This is a genomic window from Kitasatospora sp. NPDC001683 (assembly GCF_053596495.1).
Genome location: NZ_JBSFGK010000029.1, coordinates 7,975 through 24,713, shown reverse-complemented (window position 1 = coordinate 24,713; position 16,739 = coordinate 7,975). Strand labels below are relative to the sequence as shown.

Here is a 16,739-nt window from a genome sequence, read left to right as displayed (position 1 = left end):
TGCTCACCCGGGCCGCCGCGGGTGGAAGGGGCGCCTTGATGAACGTCCGCAGCACGGCCCGTGCACCGGCAGCCGGGTGCGGCGGCCGGCACGCCCCTGAGAGGATCGGACTGCCACTCGCGGCGGCCGTGATCGGCATCGGACTCGCCGGCGTCCAGGGATGTGCCGGCACCACGCACGAACCGGTGCCGTCGCGTGAACCGGCGCCGCCGCTCCCCGCGAACCCGCTCGACAACGTCGGCACGGCGGGCAACACGCTCGCCGTGAAGATCGACAACGTCGGCGCCCACATCCAGGCGATCCATCAGGGGCTGGCCCAGGCCGACATCGTGTACTGGGTCGAGGTCGAGGGCGGCCAGTCACGGTTGCTCGCCCTGTACGACGCGAACCACCTGCCCGCCCTGATCGGTCCGGTGCGCTCCGCCCGGGAGACCGACATCCCGCTGCTCCAGCAGTACGGGCACCTCGACTTCGCCTACAGCGGCGCCATCAGCGGGCTCCTCCCGCTGCTCGACAAGGCCGACGTGCAGAACGTCACTCCGTTCACCGACCCCGGCGCGTTCACCAACCGGGCCGTCGATCCGACCTTCGTCGACCCGCACCAGATCATTGCCAAGTTTCCGTCCGTGCCCGCCCGTTCGCCCGGCTTCGGGTTCGGCGCCGCACCGGGCGGCGGCGACGCGCTCGGTGCCATGGCCTGGCACCTGCCCGCCGCGTCCCTCGGCGTCCGCTTCAACGGCGGCACCTACGACGTCAGCCTGGACGGCCACCCCGCCTGGTCCGGGACGGCGACCGTGCTCGTCCAGCACGTCAGCATCGTCCCCGGCCGGTTCACCGACTTCAACGCCGGCCACCCCGACAACGAGGTGTTCACCCGGACCACCGGCTCCGGCCGGGCCGAGGTGCTGCGCGACGGCAGGGTGTGGAACGTGCGCTGGAGCCGGCCCGACCCCGCCGCGGGCACGTCGTTCACCCTGCCCGACGGCAGCAGCATGGCCTTTGCCACCGGGCCCGTACTGGTGGTCATGGTGCCGTGAGCGGTCCTCGGGCCGGGCCGCTTCCTTGCGTCTTGCAGGTGTTGCGCACCCTGGAGGGCGAGGGGCTGGTCGGGCGGGCGCCGGATCCGGTGGACAGCCGGGTGAAGCGGGGGCGGGTGACGGAAGCGGGGGAAGCGGTGCGGGAGCGGGCGATGTACGCGGTGGAGAGGGCCGTACGGGCGGACCTGCCCGGACGGGCCTGCGATGGTGGGGCGTGGGGCGCGGCCCGTGGTTAGCCTGGCCCGCATGTACAACGACGGTCTGGTGACGTGCACCGCGCGGGAGCTCGTGATTCGCCGGTACTACTTTCCGACGGCCTCCGCCAAGCGCATCCCGTACGGGCGGATCCGCGGGTTGCAGCAGATGCCGCTGACCCGGCTCGGCGGGCGGTGGCGGATCTGGGGCACCGGGGACTTCGTGCACTACTTCAACCTCGACCTGGGGCGGGTGGACAAGAGCGTCGCCTTCGTCGTCGACCTCGGCGGGCGGGTCAAGCCGGTCATCACCCCGGACGACCCGGACCGGCTGGTGGCGGCGCTGGCCGAGCACCGGATCGCGGTGACCCGGGGGTAGGGCTGGTTCGACGAGCCCTACCCCCGGTCGGTGGGCGGGCGGGTCAGGGCTGCAAGGTCGGGTCGGTGAGCGCCGGGATGTCGTACTTCTTGCCGATGTCGGAGATCAGATAGCCGCCGCCAGGTTGGCGTTGGAGCCGCAGGAGCGCGACGAACAGGCCCTTGGGCGTGTGGGACCAGCCGTCCTCCGCGACGTAGGCGCAGTCGATCCGGACTTCCAACCCCACTGTGTCACCGGTGAGTTCGCGCGGATCCGGGTGGCCCTCCAATGGTCTCGCGCGCGCCCGCATGACCACCGACCAGCCTCGATGCGCCGTCACCTCGGCCGGCCAGGCCGAGCTGTCCGCCGCGCACGCGTTCAACCCGCCTCCGGCGTCGGCCAGTTGGGGTGTCAGATACCTGCGGACCCGGCTCAGGACCGCCGCCCCGGTGTCACCGCGGGACAGGTCGAAGCTGCCCGACGTGACCGCCCAGGCGATACCGACGGACTCCGCGTCGTGCTCGTCGACCGTCAGCGGCGGTGTCGGCGCGGCCGGTCGCTCCTTCGGCGGGGCCGGTGGCTCCGCGGGGTCGGCTCCCGGCGCGGAGGTGAAGGTGTAGCCGGTCGGAGCGACGGCGACCGCGGTGCCGGGGATCTCCTTCTCGTCCTGGTCGAAGCACGGATTGCACCGGACGCGCTCACCGTAGCCCCTGTCGTAGACGGTCTCCCAGCCCCTCCCGAGGGTGTCCAGCACGGTGCCGCGTTCCATCCGCACCCCGGAGATGCGGAACGGGTGGTCGCCGTCCCGCACCGTCCAGGTGTGGTGCTTGCCGTCGACCGTGCCCTCGACCGTGAGCACGTAGTCGTAGCTGTGCCGGGTCGCGAGCACGGTGAGACTGACGATCTCGGGCTTCTGGTTCTCCAGGTACAGGTACCTGTCGGTGAAGTACGGGGCGAACGACACCGGTCCGGGGCCCGCGATCAGCGCGATCGGGTTGGTGGAGTCCAGGTCGACGCCCATGTCGATCTTCTTGCCCTCCCCTTGTCCGGTGCAGTCCACGACCGTACCGGGCATCGGGTCCCGGGGCTCTCCCACGACGGTCGCCCGCACCTGTTCGATCGCCACGGTGTGGCCGTTGCCGACCATCGAGACCGAGAGCGGCGACGCTCCCACATCCGTGCCGCCCTGCGCGTGCGACCACGCCCGGGCGCCGCCGCAGTCGGTGACGGCGGGAAGCTCGGTCGGCTTCACGGTCCTCGGGACGACCGCGGTCGTGTTGGAGTCACCGTGCTCGGGGTCGTAGTGGGCGCTGAGTTCCGGCCCGCTGCTTCCGTCCGTCCTCCCGTGCAGCGCCCAGTACGTCGTACCGGCGCCCAGCAGGGCCAGCGCGCACACCACGGCCACCAGCAGACGCGGGCGCGGTCGCCGGCCCCCCAGCAGGGAGACGATGCCGCCCATGAACACGTTGCCGTGAATGGTGCTGTGGCTGATCTCGTTCCGTGTGTCGCGCTGATCGCCCAAGCCACCCACCCCGTCCGACGGATCCGCGTCAACCACAGTGCAGCCCGTGACGGGCAATGGGAAGACCCCGGCGGCTGGTTGATCCTGGCTGGTCCTGATCCTCCGCGGCGCGGCCGTGCGCCGGGAGCGGTCCGGCCTCGCCGTGTCCGGTGGTGGGCGGCGGGTCAGTTGAGGGCGGCGCGGTGGGGGTGGGGCCAGGTGGGGTGGTGTTGGTCGATGACGTAGTGGTGGCCGTGCTGCCAGGCGCCCGTGGGGGTGGGGTGGGCGTCGGCGAGGTGGGGGTGGCCGGCGGGGAGGTCGGTGTGGAGGTGGCTGAGGGCGTCCGGGTCGCGGGTGGGCCACAGGGTGGTGGCGGACAGGGCGGCGGCGAGGGCGATCGTGCCCAGGACGACGGCGGTGGTCGGGAGGCCGGCGCCGGCGGCGAGCCATCCGGCCAGCGGGTAGGTGAGCAGCCAGCAGCCGTGGGAGAGGGAGAACTGGGCGGCGAAGGCGGCGGGCAGGTCGGGGTCGGCGGCGGAGCGGCGGATGACCCGGCCGCCGGGGGTGAGGACGGCGGAGCTGGCGGCGCCGACCAGGGCCCAGGTGACGAGCAGGGCGAGCCAGCTGCCGGTGCCGGCCGGGGCGGCGGTGATCGCGGTGACGGCGGCGAGCACGCAGGGCAGGGCGAAGGCGGCGGGCAGCATGACGGACCGGTCGCTGACCCTGGCCAGCAGTCGGGGCAGCAGCAGTGCGGTGAGCATCGAGCCGACGCCGTAGGCGCCGAGGGCCAGCGAGACGGCTCCGGCCGGGCGGTGGAAGTGGTCGCGGACCACATTGACGGTGTTGACGAAGACGATCGCGCCGGCGGCCGCGACGGCGAGGTCCAGGGCGAGCAGGGCCCGCAACCGTGGGGTGGCCCGGAACAGTCGGGTGCCGAAGGCGGCCTTGCGGTACAGGCCGCCGCCGCGTTCGACCGGTCGGGGCTTGGGGAGGACGGCGGAGACGACCAGGCCGGCGGAGGCGAGGAAGCCCGCGGCCGTCCCGGCGAACAGCCAGTCGTAGGAGACCACCGACAGCAGGAGGGCGGCGAGTGCCGGGCTGAACAACGATTCGAAGTCGTAGGCCAGCCGGGACATCGACAGCGCCTGGGTGTAGTCGCGTTCGGCGGGCAGCACGTCCGGGACGGTGGCCTGGAAGGTCGGGGTGAAGGCGGCGGAGGCGGCCTGGAGCAGGAAGATCAGCACGTAGATCTGCCACACCCGGTCGACGAACGGCAGGGTGAGGGCGACTCCGGCCCGGGTGAGGTCCATGCCGACCATCAGGGTGCGCCGGGGGATTCGCCCGGCGAGTGCTCCGGCGATCGGCGCGATGGTCACGTAGGCGACCATCTTGATGGCCAGGGCGGTGCCGAGCACCGCGGAGGCGTTGCGCCCGGCGATCGAGTACGCCAGCAGCGAGAGCGCCACGGTGGCCAGGCCGGTGCCGATCAGGGCCACGAGCTGGGCGGTGAACAGGTGGCGGTAGGTGCGGTTGCGCAGCACGGTCAGCATGGGCCCGTCCCGGGGCGGCGATGGGGGTCAGGGTCCAGCATAGTTAATGCGTGCGTACGTGTGCACCTATTGGTCGGATCGAACGGCCCCGGGCGGAGCGGGCGGGCTCGGTCGTGCCGCGGTAGCTGAGCTCAGTCGTGCGGGGGCAGGTGGGCGATCTGGTGGTCGGCGACGTTCAGCGCCTCGTCCACGAGCCGGCGCAGGTGCCCGTGCCGCAGCGAGTAGACCACCCGTCGCCCGTCCTTACGGGTGGTGACCAGCCCGGCGAGGCGCAGCTTGGCCAGGTGCTGGCTGACCGAGGGCCGGGCGGCGCCGGTCGCCTCGGTCAGCGTGGTCACGTCCGCCTCGCCCCGGCCGAGCCGCTCCAGCAGCGCCAGTCGGGTGCGGTCGGCCAGCAGGGCGAGCACGGACGCGGCGACGTCCAGCCGCGCCTCGGCCCGCTGCTGCGAGCGGTGTGCATCTGCCAGATCGGTGCCGGAGCTCATTCCGCCATCCTAGAGCGCGTGCGCATGTGCGTTCACGACTGCCGGGCGCGGCGGCGGCGCCGGTAGGCGACGGTGACGGCCGCCAGCAGCGGGCCCCAGAGCAGCAGCGGGGCGTAGCAGGCGATCAGGACGACGGTGTGCCAGTCGCCGGTGAACACCGGGATGCCGTCGCGCAGCGGCCGGCCCTGGATGGTGCGGCCGGTGGAGAGCATCACCGTGAACAGCACCGTGCCGACGGTGAGGACGGTGGCGCCGAGCACGGCCGGGACGACCGCCGCGGCGACCGGGACGGGGCGTCCGCCCAGCAGCGGGAGGCGGCGCGGGAACACCTCGCCCCAGCGGGCGACCAGGCCGAGCGCCGCGAAGGCGAACAGCTCGGAGACGACCGACAACAGCACCACGTACAGCTCCAGCGGCAGCCACCACGGCAGGTTGCCGGAGTCCTGCACCGCGCCGCCGTCCAGCGGGACGTGGAAGGTGCAGGTGGCGATCCGCCAGGCGCTGGACGGCAGCACGGTGAACGGCACCGCCCGGGCGGCGATCCGGGCCCAGCGCGGCACGCCGGGGACGGGGGTGTGGGCGGCGGCCCAGGCGGTGCGCAGGCGGCCTGCGGTGGGGGATGCGTGGGCAGCGGCGGGGGACGGGTGGGCGGTGGTCATGCGGGGTTCTCCGGTCCGGCGGGAGGGCTGTGCCCCAACGCTCGCAGCCGGACCGGGAGGTGGACCTCGACCGGGGGGAGGAACCGCCTCCCCCTGGCGGGGGAGCGGGCCGGTCAGTTCGCCGACTGCTCGGCAGGCTGGTCGACCGTCGGCTCGGTCGGCTGCACGACCGACGGCTCGGCCGGCTGCTCCTCGGCGGCCGGCGCCGGGGCGGGCTCGAGGTCGCCCAGTCGCGGGATCACGAACAGCGCGGCGAGGAGCAGCGCGCCGGAGATGACGATCGGGGTGCGGACGCTGGCGGTGGAGCCGATCCAACCGCTGAGGCTCGCGCCGACCAGCATCCCGATCCGGGTCAGCATCAGGTAGCAGCTGTTGACCCGGCCGAGCAGTTCCTTCGGCACGGTCTGCTGGCGCAGCGAGATCGCCTGGACGTTCCAGGTCACCACGCCGAAGTTGCCGAGCGCGAACAGCGGCGCCACCACGAACACCGAGGGGCTCAGGCCCATCAGCAGCAGCGCCGAACCCATCAGCACGAAGGACAGGGTGATCCGGGCCCGTCGGCCCATCCGCTCGCTGATCCGCCCGGCCACCATGCTGGCCGCGGTGCCGCCGGCCACGCCGGTGGCGAGGACGGCGCCGTACGCCCAGGTGGGTTCGTGCAGGGTGCGGGTGACCAGCAGCGCCAGCATGGTGATGCCGAGTGAGGAGGCGCCGCCGGCCAGGGCGGAGAGCGAGGCGACCAGGCGCAGCTGCTTGTGCCGGTACAGCCAGTGGACGCCCTCGCGGACCTCGGCGATGACCCGGCGTTCGGACTTCGCCCGGGGGGCGCCGGAGCGCCCGATCACGGCGACCAGGACGGCGGCGAGCGCGAAGGAGGCGCCGTCCACCGTGAACGGGTAGCCGGCGGCGACGGCGAACAGCGTGGTGCCGACCAGCGGGCCGACCATCCGGCCGACCAGCAGACCGCCCTGCAGCCGGCCGTTGGCGACGTCCAGCTGGTCGGAGCGGACCACGTCCGGGATGTTCGAGGTGGCGGCGTTGACGAACACCGTCTCACCGCAGCCGAGGACGAAGGCCAGGGCGGCGAGCAGGGCGAGCGGCGGGGTGGTGGAGAAGACCAGGGCGGCGAAGCCCAGCACGATGACGGCGCGTCCGAAGTCGATCGTCCACATCAGCCGGCGGCGGTCGAAGCGGTCGGCGATGACCCCGCCGAACAGGGCCATCAGCAGCCAGGGCAGCGATCCGGCCACGGCGACCACGGACACCGAGGACGGGGAGTCCGAGATGGCCAGTGCGAGCAGCGGAAGCGATGAGTCCCGCATGCCGTCGCCGACCGCTGAGATCGACGAAGCCGACCACAGCATGGCGAATTTCCGGCCCAGTTGGGGCCGGGTGCGGTTCGGGGGCGTCGCTGGGCTGGCTGAGGTCACCGACGCAGTATGGCATGACCGCTACAGATTTGGACGTCCCTTCACAGACCATTCCCAGCCGGAGGTCTCAGAGTCCGGAAACCCCCTTGACGAGGGTACTCAGCCCGCCCGCGAGGGCCAGTCCGAGCACCACCATCCGCGCTCGCCGCTCCGGCACCCGGGCGGCCAGCAGCCGGCCGGCCGCCGCCCCGACCGCCAGCGCCGCGGTCACCAACCCCCAGGCGGGAACACTCAGTTCGGGTAGCCCCTTGGTCGCCAGCGAGAAGGCGTTCACCACCACGCCGTACAGCTGGGCATTGGGCACGAACTCCTGAGCCGTCCAGCCGGAGTTCACCGCGTACAGCGACATCGCCGGACCGCCCACCCCGGCCGCCGAGTTCATCAGCCCGCTGGTGGCCCCCGCGACCACCGCCCCGCCGACCCCGCGCAGCGCGGCGGCCCGCACCCCGCGGAGCACCAGCAGGGCGGCCGCGCTGACCAGCAGGCCGATGCCGACCAGCAGTTCGGCCGTCGGTACGGTCGCCGCCACCCAGGCCCCGGCGGGCACCGCGCAGGCGGCGGCGACCAGCAGCGGCAGCATCGCCCCGGGCCGGACCCGACGCCAACTCCCCGCCAGCCCGACCGCGCTGATCGCCAGCGCGGCGAAGTTCGCCAGCGTCACCCCGCTGTTCGGGCCGAGCAGCAGCACCAGTACGGGCGCCGCGACCAGGGCGAAGCCGATGCCGGCCAGCCGCTGGACGGTCGCGCCGAGCAGGACCACCAGCCCCAGGACCAGCTCGCCGGCCCAGCCGTCCATCAGTGGGGGAGGCCGGCGGAGAGCGAGGAGTCGGCGAAGCCGGCGGCGGCGAGCAGGGTCGGCACGGTCGGTGCGGCGGCGGTGCGTGCGGGGTGGTTCATCCGGGCTCCTCGGTCGGCGGTCGATCCGTACCGATCATGCCGCAGGGCCCGGTTGTGCTTGGGCAAAGGACGGGGAAAGGACTGTGGTCGGGTGGACGGTTCACGAGGCACGTGAACCGTCCACCCGACCACGGCCGTTCGGTGAGTCGTCAGGAAGCGAGGGCCCGCAGGGCGGCGGTGGCGAAGCCGTGGTCCTGGTCCGGGGCGCCGCCGCCGATGCCGAGGGCGCCGATCAGCCGGCCGTCGCGGTGGACCGGCACGCCGCCGGCGATGAAGAGCAGCGGGCGGTCCAGGGCGGTCGGCAGCGAGTGGAACGGGCCGTCCGGCTTGACGAGGTCGACCAGGTCGGCGGTCGGCGCGTCGAGCTGGAGCGCGGTGTAGGCCTTGCGGGTGCTGGTCTCGCCGGAGATCAGCACGGCGCGGTCGTCGCGGCGGAAGGCCAGCAGGTTCCCGCCGGCGTCCAGGACGGTGACGCTGACGGTGACCCCGGCCGCCTCGGCGGCGGTGCGGGCGGCCTCGACCAGGGTCTCGGCGTCGGCGGTGGTGAGGGGGGTGACGGTGGTGGTGCTCACGGTGGTGCTTCTCCTGGGGGACGGGAGGGGGAGAGGAGGGGTTTCAGCGGTGGGCGGGTATCCGCGGGGTCTCGCTGAGGTCCGGGGTGCGGGCGTGGTCGCGGCGCTCCAGGGCGGAGGACCAGAGGGCGAGGACGAGGGCGGCGGCGGCGAGCAGGGCGCCGACCCAGTTGGGGGCGGTGTAGCCGAGGCCGGCGGAGATGACCATGCCGCCGAGCCAGGCCGCCAGGGCGTTGCCGAGGTTGAAGGCGCCGATGTTGACGGCCGAGGCGAGGGTGGGGGCGCCGTGGGCCTGGTCGAGGACGCGCTTCTGCAGGGGCGGGACGGTGGCGAAGCCGAGGGCGCCGACCAGCAGGATGGTGACGGCGGCGGCGATCCTGTCGTGGGCGGTCAGGGTGAACAGGGCCAGCACCAGGGCGAGGCCGCCGAGGGTGGCGTAGAGCATCGGCATCAGCCGGCGGTCGGCGAACCTGCCGCCGAGCAGGTTGCCGAGGAACATGCCGACGCCGAAGAGGACGAGCAGCCAGGTGACGGCGCCGTCGGAGTAGCCGGCGACGTGGGTCATCATCGGGGCGATGTAGGTGATCGCGGCGAACACCCCGCCGAAGCCCAGGACGGTCATCGCCATGGCGAGCAGGACCTGGGGATTGCGGAAGGCGGTCAGCTCGCCGCGCAGGTGGGCGCCCTGGGGGCGGGGCAGGGCGGGGACGAGCTTGGCGATGCCGAGCAGGCCGACCAGGCCCAGGGCGGCGACGACGGTGAAGGTGGTGCGCCAGCCGACCGCCTGGCCGATGAAGGTGCCCAGCGGGACGCCGACGATGTTGGCGACGGTCAGTCCGGTGAACATGGTGGCGATGGCGCCGGCCTTCTTCTGCGGGGTCACCAGTTCGGCGGCGACCACCGAGCCGATGCCGAAGAAGGCGCCGTGGGCCAGCGAGGTCACGATCCGGCCCGCCAGCATCAGCGGGAAGCTCGGTGCGACGGCGGACAGCAGGTTGCCGACCGTGAACAGGCCCATCAGCAGCATGAGCATGGTCTTGCGGCTGATCCTGGTGCCCAGCACGGTCATCAGCGGGGCGCCGATCACCACGCCGAGCGCGTAGCCGGTGACCAGCAGGCCGGCGGTGGGGACGGTCACCCCGTAGTCGCCCGCGATCTGGGGCAGCAGACCCATGATCACGAACTCGGTGGTGCCGATCCCGAAGGCCCCGATGGCCAGGGCGAGTAGTGCGAGGGGCATGGCGCGACCTCCGTGCGATTGCTAGTGCGCCTTACGTGCCTCAACAATAGTTGCATGCGCCGTATAACTGCAAAAGCAGGTATTGGTCGGAGCGGCCTCCAGCCGGCCGGTGAAGGAAGTCGGGCGGGCCCCAGCACTTCGGCGCTGGGGCCCGCCCGTTCCGGGCGGATGCCGGCGCGGCTCAGTGTCGGGGTACTGCGTCGGCGGTGGCGGGGAGCGGGTAGGCGTCCGGGTCGACCGGGCCGGGAAGGTCGGTGGCCGGGCGGCCGGGGGCGTTGGGATCGGGCAGGGACGGCTGGGCGGGCGGGGCCGGCACCTGGTTGAAGGGGACTCCCGGCGGGGCCTGGACCGGGGCCGCGCGACCGGCGGTGAGCGGGCTGCGGCTCCGGGCGTCGCAGGCGGCCAGGGTTTCCAGGTCGTCGGGGCTCTGGGTGCCGGGCTGGTTGCCGGTGAAGCAGTTGGCGGGGTCGGCGGAGGCGAGGACGAGGTCGGCGCCGTTGCCCTCGGTGCGGTTGCCCCGGATCCGGTTGGCACTGGCCGGGTGGCCGGGCGGGTCGGTGATGATGACGCCCGCCGAGCGGTTGCCCCGGACCAGGTTGCGCTCGACCCGGTTCGCGGTGCCGCCGCCGATCCCGATGCCGATGCCGAAGCCGCCGTCGGCCTGTTCGGGGGTGTCGGAGGCGTTGTTGTCGGTGACGGCGTTCCCGGCGATCACGGCGCCGTGCTGGGGGGCGAGGGCCTCCAGGTCGTTGGAGTTGACGGTGACGCCGACCCGGTTGCCGGTCGCCCGGTTGCCGAGGAAGTAGAGGTTGTCCGAGGCGTTGGTGATCTCGATGCCGACCGCGTTGCGCTCGACGGTGTTGCCGCGGACCAGGGTGTCGCAGGGCTTGCACTGGCCGACGTAGATGCCGGAGTCGGCGCCGCCGGAGGCGTAGGAGTCCTCGATGATCCCGGCCCGGGCGTCGAAGGCGTAGATGCCGTACAGCCCGTTGTCGTAAGCGGTGACATTGGTCGCCCGGAAGCCCTGGAGGGCGGGGAAGCGGGTTGTGTCCAGCGGGTTGTAGGCGGAACCGCCGGCGCCGCGCTGCTGGAGCTTCTCGTCGGTGACGCCGGTGAACAGCACGCCGTTGGCGAGGTAGCCGTGCACGGTGAGGTTCTCCACCACCGAGCCGGGGCCGGTGACGGTGACGCCGTTGACCAGCTTCACGCCGCCGTCCAGCACCACGGTGTTGCGGTCGGTGCCGCGCAGCACGATCCGGGGCTTGCTGACCCGCACGCTCTCCCGGTACGTCCCGGGGGAGACCAGCACGGTGTCGCCCTCGCGCGCGACGTCCACCGCCTGCTGGACGGACGGGAAGTCCTGCGGGACGCGGACCACCGTGCCGTCCGGGTGGTGGGCGTCGGAGGACGGGCCGGTGGCGGCGGAGCAGCCGGCGAGGGCGAGGGCGGCGGCGGTCAGCAGGGCGGGGAGGCCGTGGCCACGGCGTGGTGATGCTCCGCAGGCGAGTTGACGGGCGGTCAAAAGTTGCATACGGGGTGTTCTATCGTCTCCAATGTCGGTCATGCATGCCGAAACCGGAAAGGCGCAGGAACAGCCGGGAGCCGTCAGGGGCGGGGTGGACCGGCGGGCCCTGATCGCGGGCGGCGGTGCGGTGCTGGCCGCCGGGGTCGGCGCGGGGGTCGTGGCGCTGGGGCGCGGGCGGACCGCGGCCGCACCGCCGCCACCGTCCGCACCCGCGGTGGCGTTCCACGGCGAGCGGCAGGCCGGGGTGATCGCCCCGCAGCAGCCGGCCACCCTGCTGCTGGCCCTCGACCTGGCGCCCGCCGCGACCTCGGACGGGCGGGCCGCCTTGCGGTCCCTGCTGGGCGAGTTGACCCGGGTGCTGGCCGAGGCGGCGGGCGGGGCCTCGGCCGATCCGCGCCTCCAGGGCGGCGAGCCCGCGCAGTTGAGCAGCCTGGTCGGGGTCGGGCCGGGGCTCGCCGCCCGGCTCGGGCTGAACGTTCCGGCTGCGCTGGCGGAGCTTCCCGCCTTCCCGGGCGACCGGCTCGACCCGGCGCGCGGGGGCGGGGACTTGCTGGTGCAGCTGTGCGCGGCCGACCGCTGGCCGCTGACCGTGGTCGCCGAACTCCTGGGCACCGCGGCCCGATCGGCGGGCGCGACCGTGCGGTGGACCCAGCCCGGCTTCCTGCCGCGCACGCCGTCGGGCACCACCCCGCGCAACCTCTTCGGCTTCAAGGACGGCACCGCCAACCCGGACGCCACGGAGGCGAAGCAGTGGGTCTGGGGCCCGCCGGGCCCGTACGAGCACGGCACCGTCCTGGTCTACCGCCGGATCCGGATGGACACCGCGGGCTTCGCCGCCCTGCCCGAGGACCGCCGCGACCTGGCCATGGGGCGCCGCCGCACCGACGGCGCCCCGCTGACCGGTACGGCCGAGCGCGACGACCCGGACATCTACGCCAAGAACCCGGACGGCTCGTACGTCATCCCCAACAGCGCCCACGTCCGGCTCACCAGCCCCCGGCTTGACTCCGGCGCCCGGATGCTGCGCCGGGGTTACAGCTACGACGACGGCCCCGACGACCGGGGACTGCTGTTCTGCGCCTTCGTGCGGGACCCGGAGCAGTTCACCCGGGTGCAGAACCGGCTGGCGGCCAAGGACGCGCTCAACCCGTTCCTGGTGCACACGGCTTCGGCGGTGGTGTACGTGCTGCCGGGGGTGCGGGAGGGCGGGGTGCTGGGCGAGGGGCTGTGGGCGTGAGCCGGGGCTTCATCGGCTGACCCGCGCAGGCCGGTCCGGGTGGGGCGGGGGCCGCCGAGGACCGGCCGGGCGTCGTGGCAGCGGGTGACGGATCAGGCCGGGGCGCTGACCGGGAGGGTGCTCGGGTGCAGGAGGGGTCGGTTCGGGAGGGTGCTCGGGTGCGGGGGCTCTGCGGGGCACTGGCGTCCAACTGTCGTATTTTCTGAGGGAATTGGATCTTTCAGGCGTCTTCCCGTTTCGGCCCGATGGTACGCCCCCGAACCCTCCAAGCGGCGTCTCAACGCCCCCACTCGGGCGCCGGGTCGACCGGCAGCAGCGGGCGCAGTGCGCCCAGTACCGCGCCGATGCAGGTGTCGCGCAGCTCGGTGCGGGTGCAGCTCGGCTCGGTGAGCCAGTCCACCACCAGAACCCGGACGAACACCAGCCAGCTGCGCAGCACTTGGGACACCGCGAGCCGCGCGCCCTCGTCCGCGAGCGGGAGCACCGTGAGCAGCCGTCCGCGCAGGGCGTCCAGCTCCTCGGTGATGATGGTCTGGATGACCGGGTCCCCGGCCAGCACCCGGTTGGCGGCCAGCACGGTGTGCCGGTTGGCGATGAAGTAGTCGAGGTGGGCGTCCAGGCCCTCGATCAGCTGCTCGACCAGGCTGTCCGCCGGGTCGAACCTGGTCCGGGCCAGCAGCTCGTCCGATGCCTGTCGGTGGACCGCCGCGAACAACTCGTGCTTGCCGGCGAAGTGCCGGTAGAGCAGGGCGCGGGAGACCCCGGCCTGCTCGGCGACCTCCTCCATCAGCACCTCCTCGTAGGGCCGGGCGGCGAAGGCCCGGGCGCCGACCGAGAGCAGCTGGGCGCGGCGCTCGTCGGGGGAGAGGCGTCGGCGGCGTTCGTGGACTGGCATGCCGGACAGGTTACTTGACACGCGTCTACCAGTGGGCGCTAGCTTGGTAGACGCGTGTCAACTAACACCTGACGGTCGATCAAGGTCAACCGGACGACGAGCGGAGTGGTGGTCGGGCCATGGCGAAGGCACTGCGGGTACTCGCGTGGACGATGGGGGTCGCCTGCGTGGCGATCGGCTTCCTCCACCTGCTGGGCGGGAGCGCCGCGTTCCCCGGGATCGCGGACCCCGGGCCGACGGTCGACAGCTTCGGCCGCTTCATGGGCGCGATCTTCGCCGGGTACGGCGCGGCGTGGATCTGGGCCGCCCGGCAGGCGCCGGTGCCCGCGCGGGCGGTGCGGTGGCTCACGGCGGTGTTCCTGCTGGGCGGGCTCGGCCGGGTGCTGGGTATCGCGGTGGACGGGCGGCCGCACTGGTTCCAGCTGGTGCTGATGGGGATCGAACTCGGGCTCCCGCCGGTGTACTTCTGGTTCGCCGACGCGGACGAGCGGGCGGTCGTGCGGACGTCCGAGCGGACGGACGAGCGGGCGGCCCGGGCCTGAGGAGGGCGGGCAGCCTGGTCGTCGTCGCCCCCGACGGTCAGAGCCCGAAGGTCCGCAGGTGCTCGGCGACGGTGGCCCGGTCGGCGGTGGCCCCGGTGAGCGTGACGTAGCCGTCCGGCCGGACCAGCACCACGGCGTCGCCGCGCAGCCCGTACCCGTGGGCGGCGTGGCCGTCGGGGTCGTGGACGGCGGCCGCCCGTACGCCGGGGAGGTCGGTGAGCTCGGCGAGGGCCGGGTGGTCGCCGAAGGCGAGCAGGGTGAAGTGCGGGCCGCGGAACAGGTCGAACAGCCGGGTGGGGGTGCCGTCCGCGGTGGTGCAGGGCGCGTCCGGGGCCCGGTCGCCGGCCCGGACGCCAACGGCTACGGCCGGCTCACCCATGGACGGCGTCGCCGCCCGGGCCCGCACCAGCAAACCGGTGCTCTACCGCCGCTGGCCGAACCGGGTCGAACTGGTGATGGCGGCCCTCGGTAACTGGAGGGCCTTTTCGTGCGTGCGGTACCGCAGGGTCAGGACCGGACCAGCCGGGCGATGGCCTGGTTGGCCTCGCGGACCTTGGCGTTCGCCTCCTGGCCGCCCTCGGCGATGGCGTCGCGGACGCAGCATTCGATGTGCTCGTCCAGCAGTTGCAGGGCGAAGGACTGGAGCGCGCGGCTGGCGGCGGAGACCTGGGTGAGGACGTCGATGCAGTAGGTGTCCTGCTCCACCATGCGCTGCAGGCCGCGGATCTGGCCCTCGATGCGGCGGAGCCGCTTGAGGAAGTCGTCCTTGTGGGGGCTGTAGCTGGCCATGGCCGCCTCCGGTTCCTGTGCGGTGAGGAGTTCCCTCACTCTACTGGGGCGCGGTAGGCGGGGAGTCGGCCCGGATGTCCGGGGGGGCGTCCGGGCCGACGGGGGGTCAGGCGCCGAGGCGCCCGATCAGGTCGTAGCCGGCCTCGTCGATGGCGGCGGCGACGTCGGTGTCGGTCAGCGGCCGGGTGCTGTCGACGGTGACCTGGCCGGTGGCGAGGTCGACGGCGACCTCGGTGACGCCGGCGACCTTCTTCAGCTCGTCGGTCACCGAGCTGACGCAGTGGCCGCAGGTCATGCCCTTCACCTGGAACACGGCGCGCTCGGCGGCCGCGGTGGCGGGGGCCTTGGCGACGCCGGTCCCGCACGAGCCGCAGCAGGAGCCCTCGGCGGAGGACGAGTCGACGGTGACGGTGGTCTCGCTCATGGTGTGCTCCCTGTCGTCGGTGCGTGCGACGCCTTCCGGATCGGCCCCGGGCGGCTGCTTCGTGTGAGAAAATACCATACCCCCCTAGGGTAACGGACGTGCGCTGCCTGCTCGGCACCGCAAGCTCTCCGCCAAGGCCGCTGGCCCGGCAGGCCGGCCTCGCCGACCGGGTGCGCTCCGAGGTCGCCCCCGCCGACGCCTTCCCCGGCCGCGACTACGACCTGATCAGCTACTTCGACGTTCTGCACGACCTCGGCCACCCCGTCCCGGCCGCCGGCTGACCCGACCCGGCGGCCAGGTCCGTACCGTGCGGGACGGCGCCCGTACGGCACGGACGTGGCTGCGGAACCTCAGGGGCGTCGGCGGGTCACTCCTGGTGCGGCTGGCCGCGAGCAGCTGCGGCACCTCCAGCCGGGGCCCGGTCGCCCGCAGTCCCACGTCCCGCAGCTGCTGCGCGGCGGTCTCACGGTCCGCCGCCAGAGTCTCGCGCGCCATCAGCGCCGCCCAGGGCTCGAGATTTGGTGCCATCGTCGCTTGTGCCCCGCAACCGACCGCCGGGTAGAACCGCCACCTCCCGCGGCGACTTCGTCAGGTCGGACGCGGCGCCGGGCGCCGCAAAGGTGCCCCTCTTCGCAGCGGAGAGGGGCATCTCGTGTGCCCGGGTGGATCAGGTCTTGCGGTTGCTTGCGCACGCGGGTCTTGCGTGGCTGAGGTGCCGACATGTGGACCACCCCATCGCCCTCGATCCCGTTCAGCACCCGCGGGGCAACGGGGTAGTCGGCCGCGATCGACTCCGGTGCCCATTGGCGGCCGTCCCAACGGAGGCCAGGAGGGGCAGGTGCTGATGCGAGTGGGCGGCGGCCTCGCAGCCGTGTCGCGCCCGCTTCCGGCGGGCCGGGATCGCTCCCGTGCTCCGGACGGTGCTGTCACCACTCGCCGCGGTGGCCGATCACCCGGAAGCTGCCCACGACGCCATCGCAATCGAAGGCGCCACCGTAACCGAACTCGTCCTCGTCGAAGTGGCGGGCCATCACGCCGTTGGTGGAGCTGTGGGGGCCCACGGTGGCGACCGGACCACCGCGGTCGCAGTTGAAGCCGCGGAAGACCTCGATGGTCTTCCAGCTGTCGTTGAAGATGTTGAAACTGGTGGCACCCAGGCCGCTGGCCGTGGTGATGCAGCCCTCGGTGTGGGCGGAGAACGTACGTTCGTTGAAGAAGATCCTTCCCTCCTTGTGGTGGTGGCCGTGTTTGCCGCCTTCGCGTCCCCTACCTTCGCGTCCGCCGCCCTCGTGGCCGCCGCCTTCGCGTCCGCCGCCTTCGCGTCCGCCGCCTTCGCGTCCGCCGCCTTCGCGTCCGCCGCCTTCGCGTCCGCCGCCTTCGCGTCCGCCGCCTTCGCGTCCGCCG

General features: G+C 73.2%; 20 protein-coding genes. 6 read left to right on the top strand and 14 right to left on the bottom strand.

What is annotated here, in order from left to right; all coding sequences use genetic code 11:
- Nucleotides 1-38 precede the first annotated feature (38 nt).
- From ACWCYO_RS17790 to ACWCYO_RS17780, 3 genes are read left to right on the top strand one after another with little or no spacing between them, the layout of a single operon-like run.
- Nucleotides 39-1,037 (top strand): DUF3048 domain-containing protein, encoded by a 999-nt coding sequence (locus tag ACWCYO_RS17790; protein ID WP_449784715.1) that lies wholly within the window; start codon nt 39-41, stop codon nt 1,035-1,037.
- Between the two features lie 38 nt (nt 1,038-1,075).
- Nucleotides 1,076-1,273: a helix-turn-helix domain-containing protein gene (locus tag ACWCYO_RS17785; protein WP_270148484.1), complete on the top strand. Its 198-nt coding sequence runs from the start codon at nt 1,076-1,078 to the stop codon at nt 1,271-1,273.
- A gap of 10 nt (nt 1,274-1,283) precedes the next feature.
- Nucleotides 1,284-1,610: a hypothetical protein gene (locus ACWCYO_RS17780; RefSeq protein WP_270148485.1), complete on the top strand. Its 327-nt coding sequence runs from the start codon at nt 1,284-1,286 to the stop codon at nt 1,608-1,610.
- A 43-nt stretch (nt 1,611-1,653) separates the two neighbouring features.
- On the opposite strand, the gene ACWCYO_RS17775 is transcribed toward ACWCYO_RS17780, so the two are convergent.
- From ACWCYO_RS17775 to ACWCYO_RS17735, 9 genes are all read right to left on the bottom strand, one after another.
- On the bottom strand, nt 1,654-3,111 hold the full coding sequence (locus ACWCYO_RS17775; RefSeq protein WP_449784714.1) for a hypothetical protein: 1,458 nt from the start codon (nt 3,109-3,111) through the stop codon (nt 1,654-1,656).
- Nucleotides 3,112-3,275: 164 nt separating this feature from the next.
- Nucleotides 3,276-4,640 (bottom strand): MFS transporter, encoded by a 1,365-nt coding sequence (locus ACWCYO_RS17770; RefSeq protein ID WP_449784713.1) that lies wholly within the window; start codon nt 4,638-4,640, stop codon nt 3,276-3,278.
- Nucleotides 4,641-4,771: 131 nt separating this feature from the next.
- Nucleotides 4,772-5,125: an ArsR/SmtB family transcription factor gene (locus ACWCYO_RS17765; protein WP_449784712.1), complete on the bottom strand. Its 354-nt coding sequence runs from the start codon at nt 5,123-5,125 to the stop codon at nt 4,772-4,774.
- Between the two features lie 32 nt (nt 5,126-5,157).
- A complete protein-coding gene (locus ACWCYO_RS17760) occupies nt 5,158-5,784 on the bottom strand; it encodes a hypothetical protein (protein WP_449784711.1) in 627 nt (208 codons plus the stop codon).
- Nucleotides 5,785-5,897: 113 nt separating this feature from the next.
- Nucleotides 5,898-7,148 carry an MFS transporter gene (locus ACWCYO_RS17755; RefSeq protein WP_449784750.1) on the bottom strand — a complete coding sequence of 417 codons (1,251 nt, stop codon included), beginning with the start codon at nt 7,146-7,148 and terminating at the stop codon, nt 5,898-5,900.
- 133 nt (nt 7,149-7,281) lie between these two features.
- Nucleotides 7,282-8,010: a TSUP family transporter gene (locus tag ACWCYO_RS17750; RefSeq protein ID WP_449784710.1), complete on the bottom strand. Its 729-nt coding sequence runs from the start codon at nt 8,008-8,010 to the stop codon at nt 7,282-7,284.
- A gap of 250 nt (nt 8,011-8,260) precedes the next feature.
- Complete coding sequence (locus tag ACWCYO_RS17745; RefSeq protein ID WP_270148495.1) at nt 8,261-8,683, bottom strand: GlcG/HbpS family heme-binding protein; 423 nt, start codon at nt 8,681-8,683, stop codon at nt 8,261-8,263.
- Between the two features lie 43 nt (nt 8,684-8,726).
- Nucleotides 8,727-9,923 carry an MFS transporter gene (locus ACWCYO_RS17740; RefSeq protein WP_270148496.1) on the bottom strand — a complete coding sequence of 399 codons (1,197 nt, stop codon included), beginning with the start codon at nt 9,921-9,923 and terminating at the stop codon, nt 8,727-8,729.
- 181 nt (nt 9,924-10,104) lie between these two features.
- Nucleotides 10,105-11,454: a right-handed parallel beta-helix repeat-containing protein gene (locus ACWCYO_RS17735; RefSeq protein WP_449784709.1), complete on the bottom strand. Its 1,350-nt coding sequence runs from the start codon at nt 11,452-11,454 to the stop codon at nt 10,105-10,107.
- A 31-nt stretch (nt 11,455-11,485) separates the two neighbouring features.
- Between ACWCYO_RS17735 and ACWCYO_RS17730 the strand changes: the two genes are divergently transcribed.
- Nucleotides 11,486-12,685, top strand: a complete 1,200-nt coding sequence (locus tag ACWCYO_RS17730; protein ID WP_449784708.1) for a Dyp-type peroxidase — start codon at nt 11,486-11,488, stop codon at nt 12,683-12,685.
- Between the two features lie 277 nt (nt 12,686-12,962).
- Here ACWCYO_RS17730 and ACWCYO_RS17725 read toward each other — a convergent pair whose 3' ends face one another.
- A complete protein-coding gene (locus tag ACWCYO_RS17725; RefSeq protein WP_270148500.1) occupies nt 12,963-13,580 on the bottom strand; it encodes a TetR/AcrR family transcriptional regulator in 618 nt (205 codons plus the stop codon).
- A gap of 119 nt (nt 13,581-13,699) precedes the next feature.
- Between ACWCYO_RS17725 and ACWCYO_RS17720 the strand changes: the two genes are divergently transcribed.
- A complete protein-coding gene (locus ACWCYO_RS17720; RefSeq protein WP_449784707.1) occupies nt 13,700-14,122 on the top strand; it encodes a DUF4345 domain-containing protein in 423 nt (140 codons plus the stop codon).
- A 37-nt stretch (nt 14,123-14,159) separates the two neighbouring features.
- Here the strand turns inward: ACWCYO_RS17720 and ACWCYO_RS17715 are convergent, their stop codons facing one another.
- From ACWCYO_RS17715 to ACWCYO_RS17705, 3 genes are all read right to left on the bottom strand, one after another.
- Nucleotides 14,160-14,528, bottom strand: a complete 369-nt coding sequence (locus ACWCYO_RS17715) for an aromatic-ring hydroxylase C-terminal domain-containing protein (RefSeq protein ID WP_449784749.1) — start codon at nt 14,526-14,528, stop codon at nt 14,160-14,162.
- 101 nt (nt 14,529-14,629) lie between these two features.
- The gene (locus ACWCYO_RS17710; protein ID WP_449784706.1) at nt 14,630-14,950 is read right to left on the bottom strand and encodes a metal-sensitive transcriptional regulator; all 321 of its coding nucleotides are present in this window, start codon (nt 14,948-14,950) and stop codon (nt 14,630-14,632) included.
- 67 nt (nt 14,951-15,017) lie between these two features.
- Nucleotides 15,018-15,335, bottom strand: a complete 318-nt coding sequence (locus tag ACWCYO_RS17705; protein WP_449784705.1) for a heavy-metal-associated domain-containing protein — start codon at nt 15,333-15,335, stop codon at nt 15,018-15,020.
- Between the two features lie 98 nt (nt 15,336-15,433).
- Between ACWCYO_RS17705 and ACWCYO_RS17700 the strand changes: the two genes are divergently transcribed.
- Entirely contained in the window at nt 15,434-15,616 is a 183-nt protein-coding gene (locus ACWCYO_RS17700) for a hypothetical protein (RefSeq protein WP_449784704.1), read from the top strand.
- Between the two features lie 645 nt (nt 15,617-16,261).
- On the opposite strand, the gene ACWCYO_RS17695 is transcribed toward ACWCYO_RS17700, so the two are convergent.
- A partial coding sequence (locus tag ACWCYO_RS17695) for a hypothetical protein (RefSeq protein ID WP_449784703.1) occupies nt 16,262-16,739 on the bottom strand: 478 nt, incomplete at its 5' end.

Bases quoted from the DNA above. Each gene is read 5' to 3' on its own strand.
- ACWCYO_RS17790 (WP_449784715.1), top strand. From the start codon at position 39: ATGAACGTCCGCAGCACGGCCCGTGCACCGGCAGCCGGGTGCGGCGGC.
- ACWCYO_RS17780 (WP_270148485.1), top strand. From the start codon at position 1,284: ATGTACAACGACGGTCTGGTGACGTGCACCGCGCGGGAGCTCGTGATT.
- ACWCYO_RS17770 (WP_449784713.1), bottom strand. From the start codon at position 4,640: ATGCTGACCGTGCTGCGCAACCGCACCTACCGCCACCTGTTCACCGCC.
- ACWCYO_RS17765 (WP_449784712.1), bottom strand. From the start codon at position 5,125: ATGAGCTCCGGCACCGATCTGGCAGATGCACACCGCTCGCAGCAGCGG.
- ACWCYO_RS17760 (WP_449784711.1), bottom strand. From the start codon at position 5,784: ATGACCACCGCCCACCCGTCCCCCGCCGCTGCCCACGCATCCCCCACC.
- ACWCYO_RS17755 (WP_449784750.1), bottom strand. From the start codon at position 7,148: ATGCTGTGGTCGGCTTCGTCGATCTCAGCGGTCGGCGACGGCATGCGG.
- ACWCYO_RS17750 (WP_449784710.1), bottom strand. From the start codon at position 8,010: ATGGACGGCTGGGCCGGCGAGCTGGTCCTGGGGCTGGTGGTCCTGCTC.
- ACWCYO_RS17740 (WP_270148496.1), bottom strand. From the start codon at position 9,923: ATGCCCCTCGCACTACTCGCCCTGGCCATCGGGGCCTTCGGGATCGGC.
- ACWCYO_RS17735 (WP_449784709.1), bottom strand. From the start codon at position 11,454: ATGCAACTTTTGACCGCCCGTCAACTCGCCTGCGGAGCATCACCACGC.
- ACWCYO_RS17730 (WP_449784708.1), top strand. From the start codon at position 11,486: ATGCATGCCGAAACCGGAAAGGCGCAGGAACAGCCGGGAGCCGTCAGG.
- ACWCYO_RS17725 (WP_270148500.1), bottom strand. From the start codon at position 13,580: ATGCCAGTCCACGAACGCCGCCGACGCCTCTCCCCCGACGAGCGCCGC.
- ACWCYO_RS17720 (WP_449784707.1), top strand. From the start codon at position 13,700: ATGGCGAAGGCACTGCGGGTACTCGCGTGGACGATGGGGGTCGCCTGC.
- ACWCYO_RS17705 (WP_449784705.1), bottom strand. From the start codon at position 15,335: ATGAGCGAGACCACCGTCACCGTCGACTCGTCCTCCGCCGAGGGCTCC.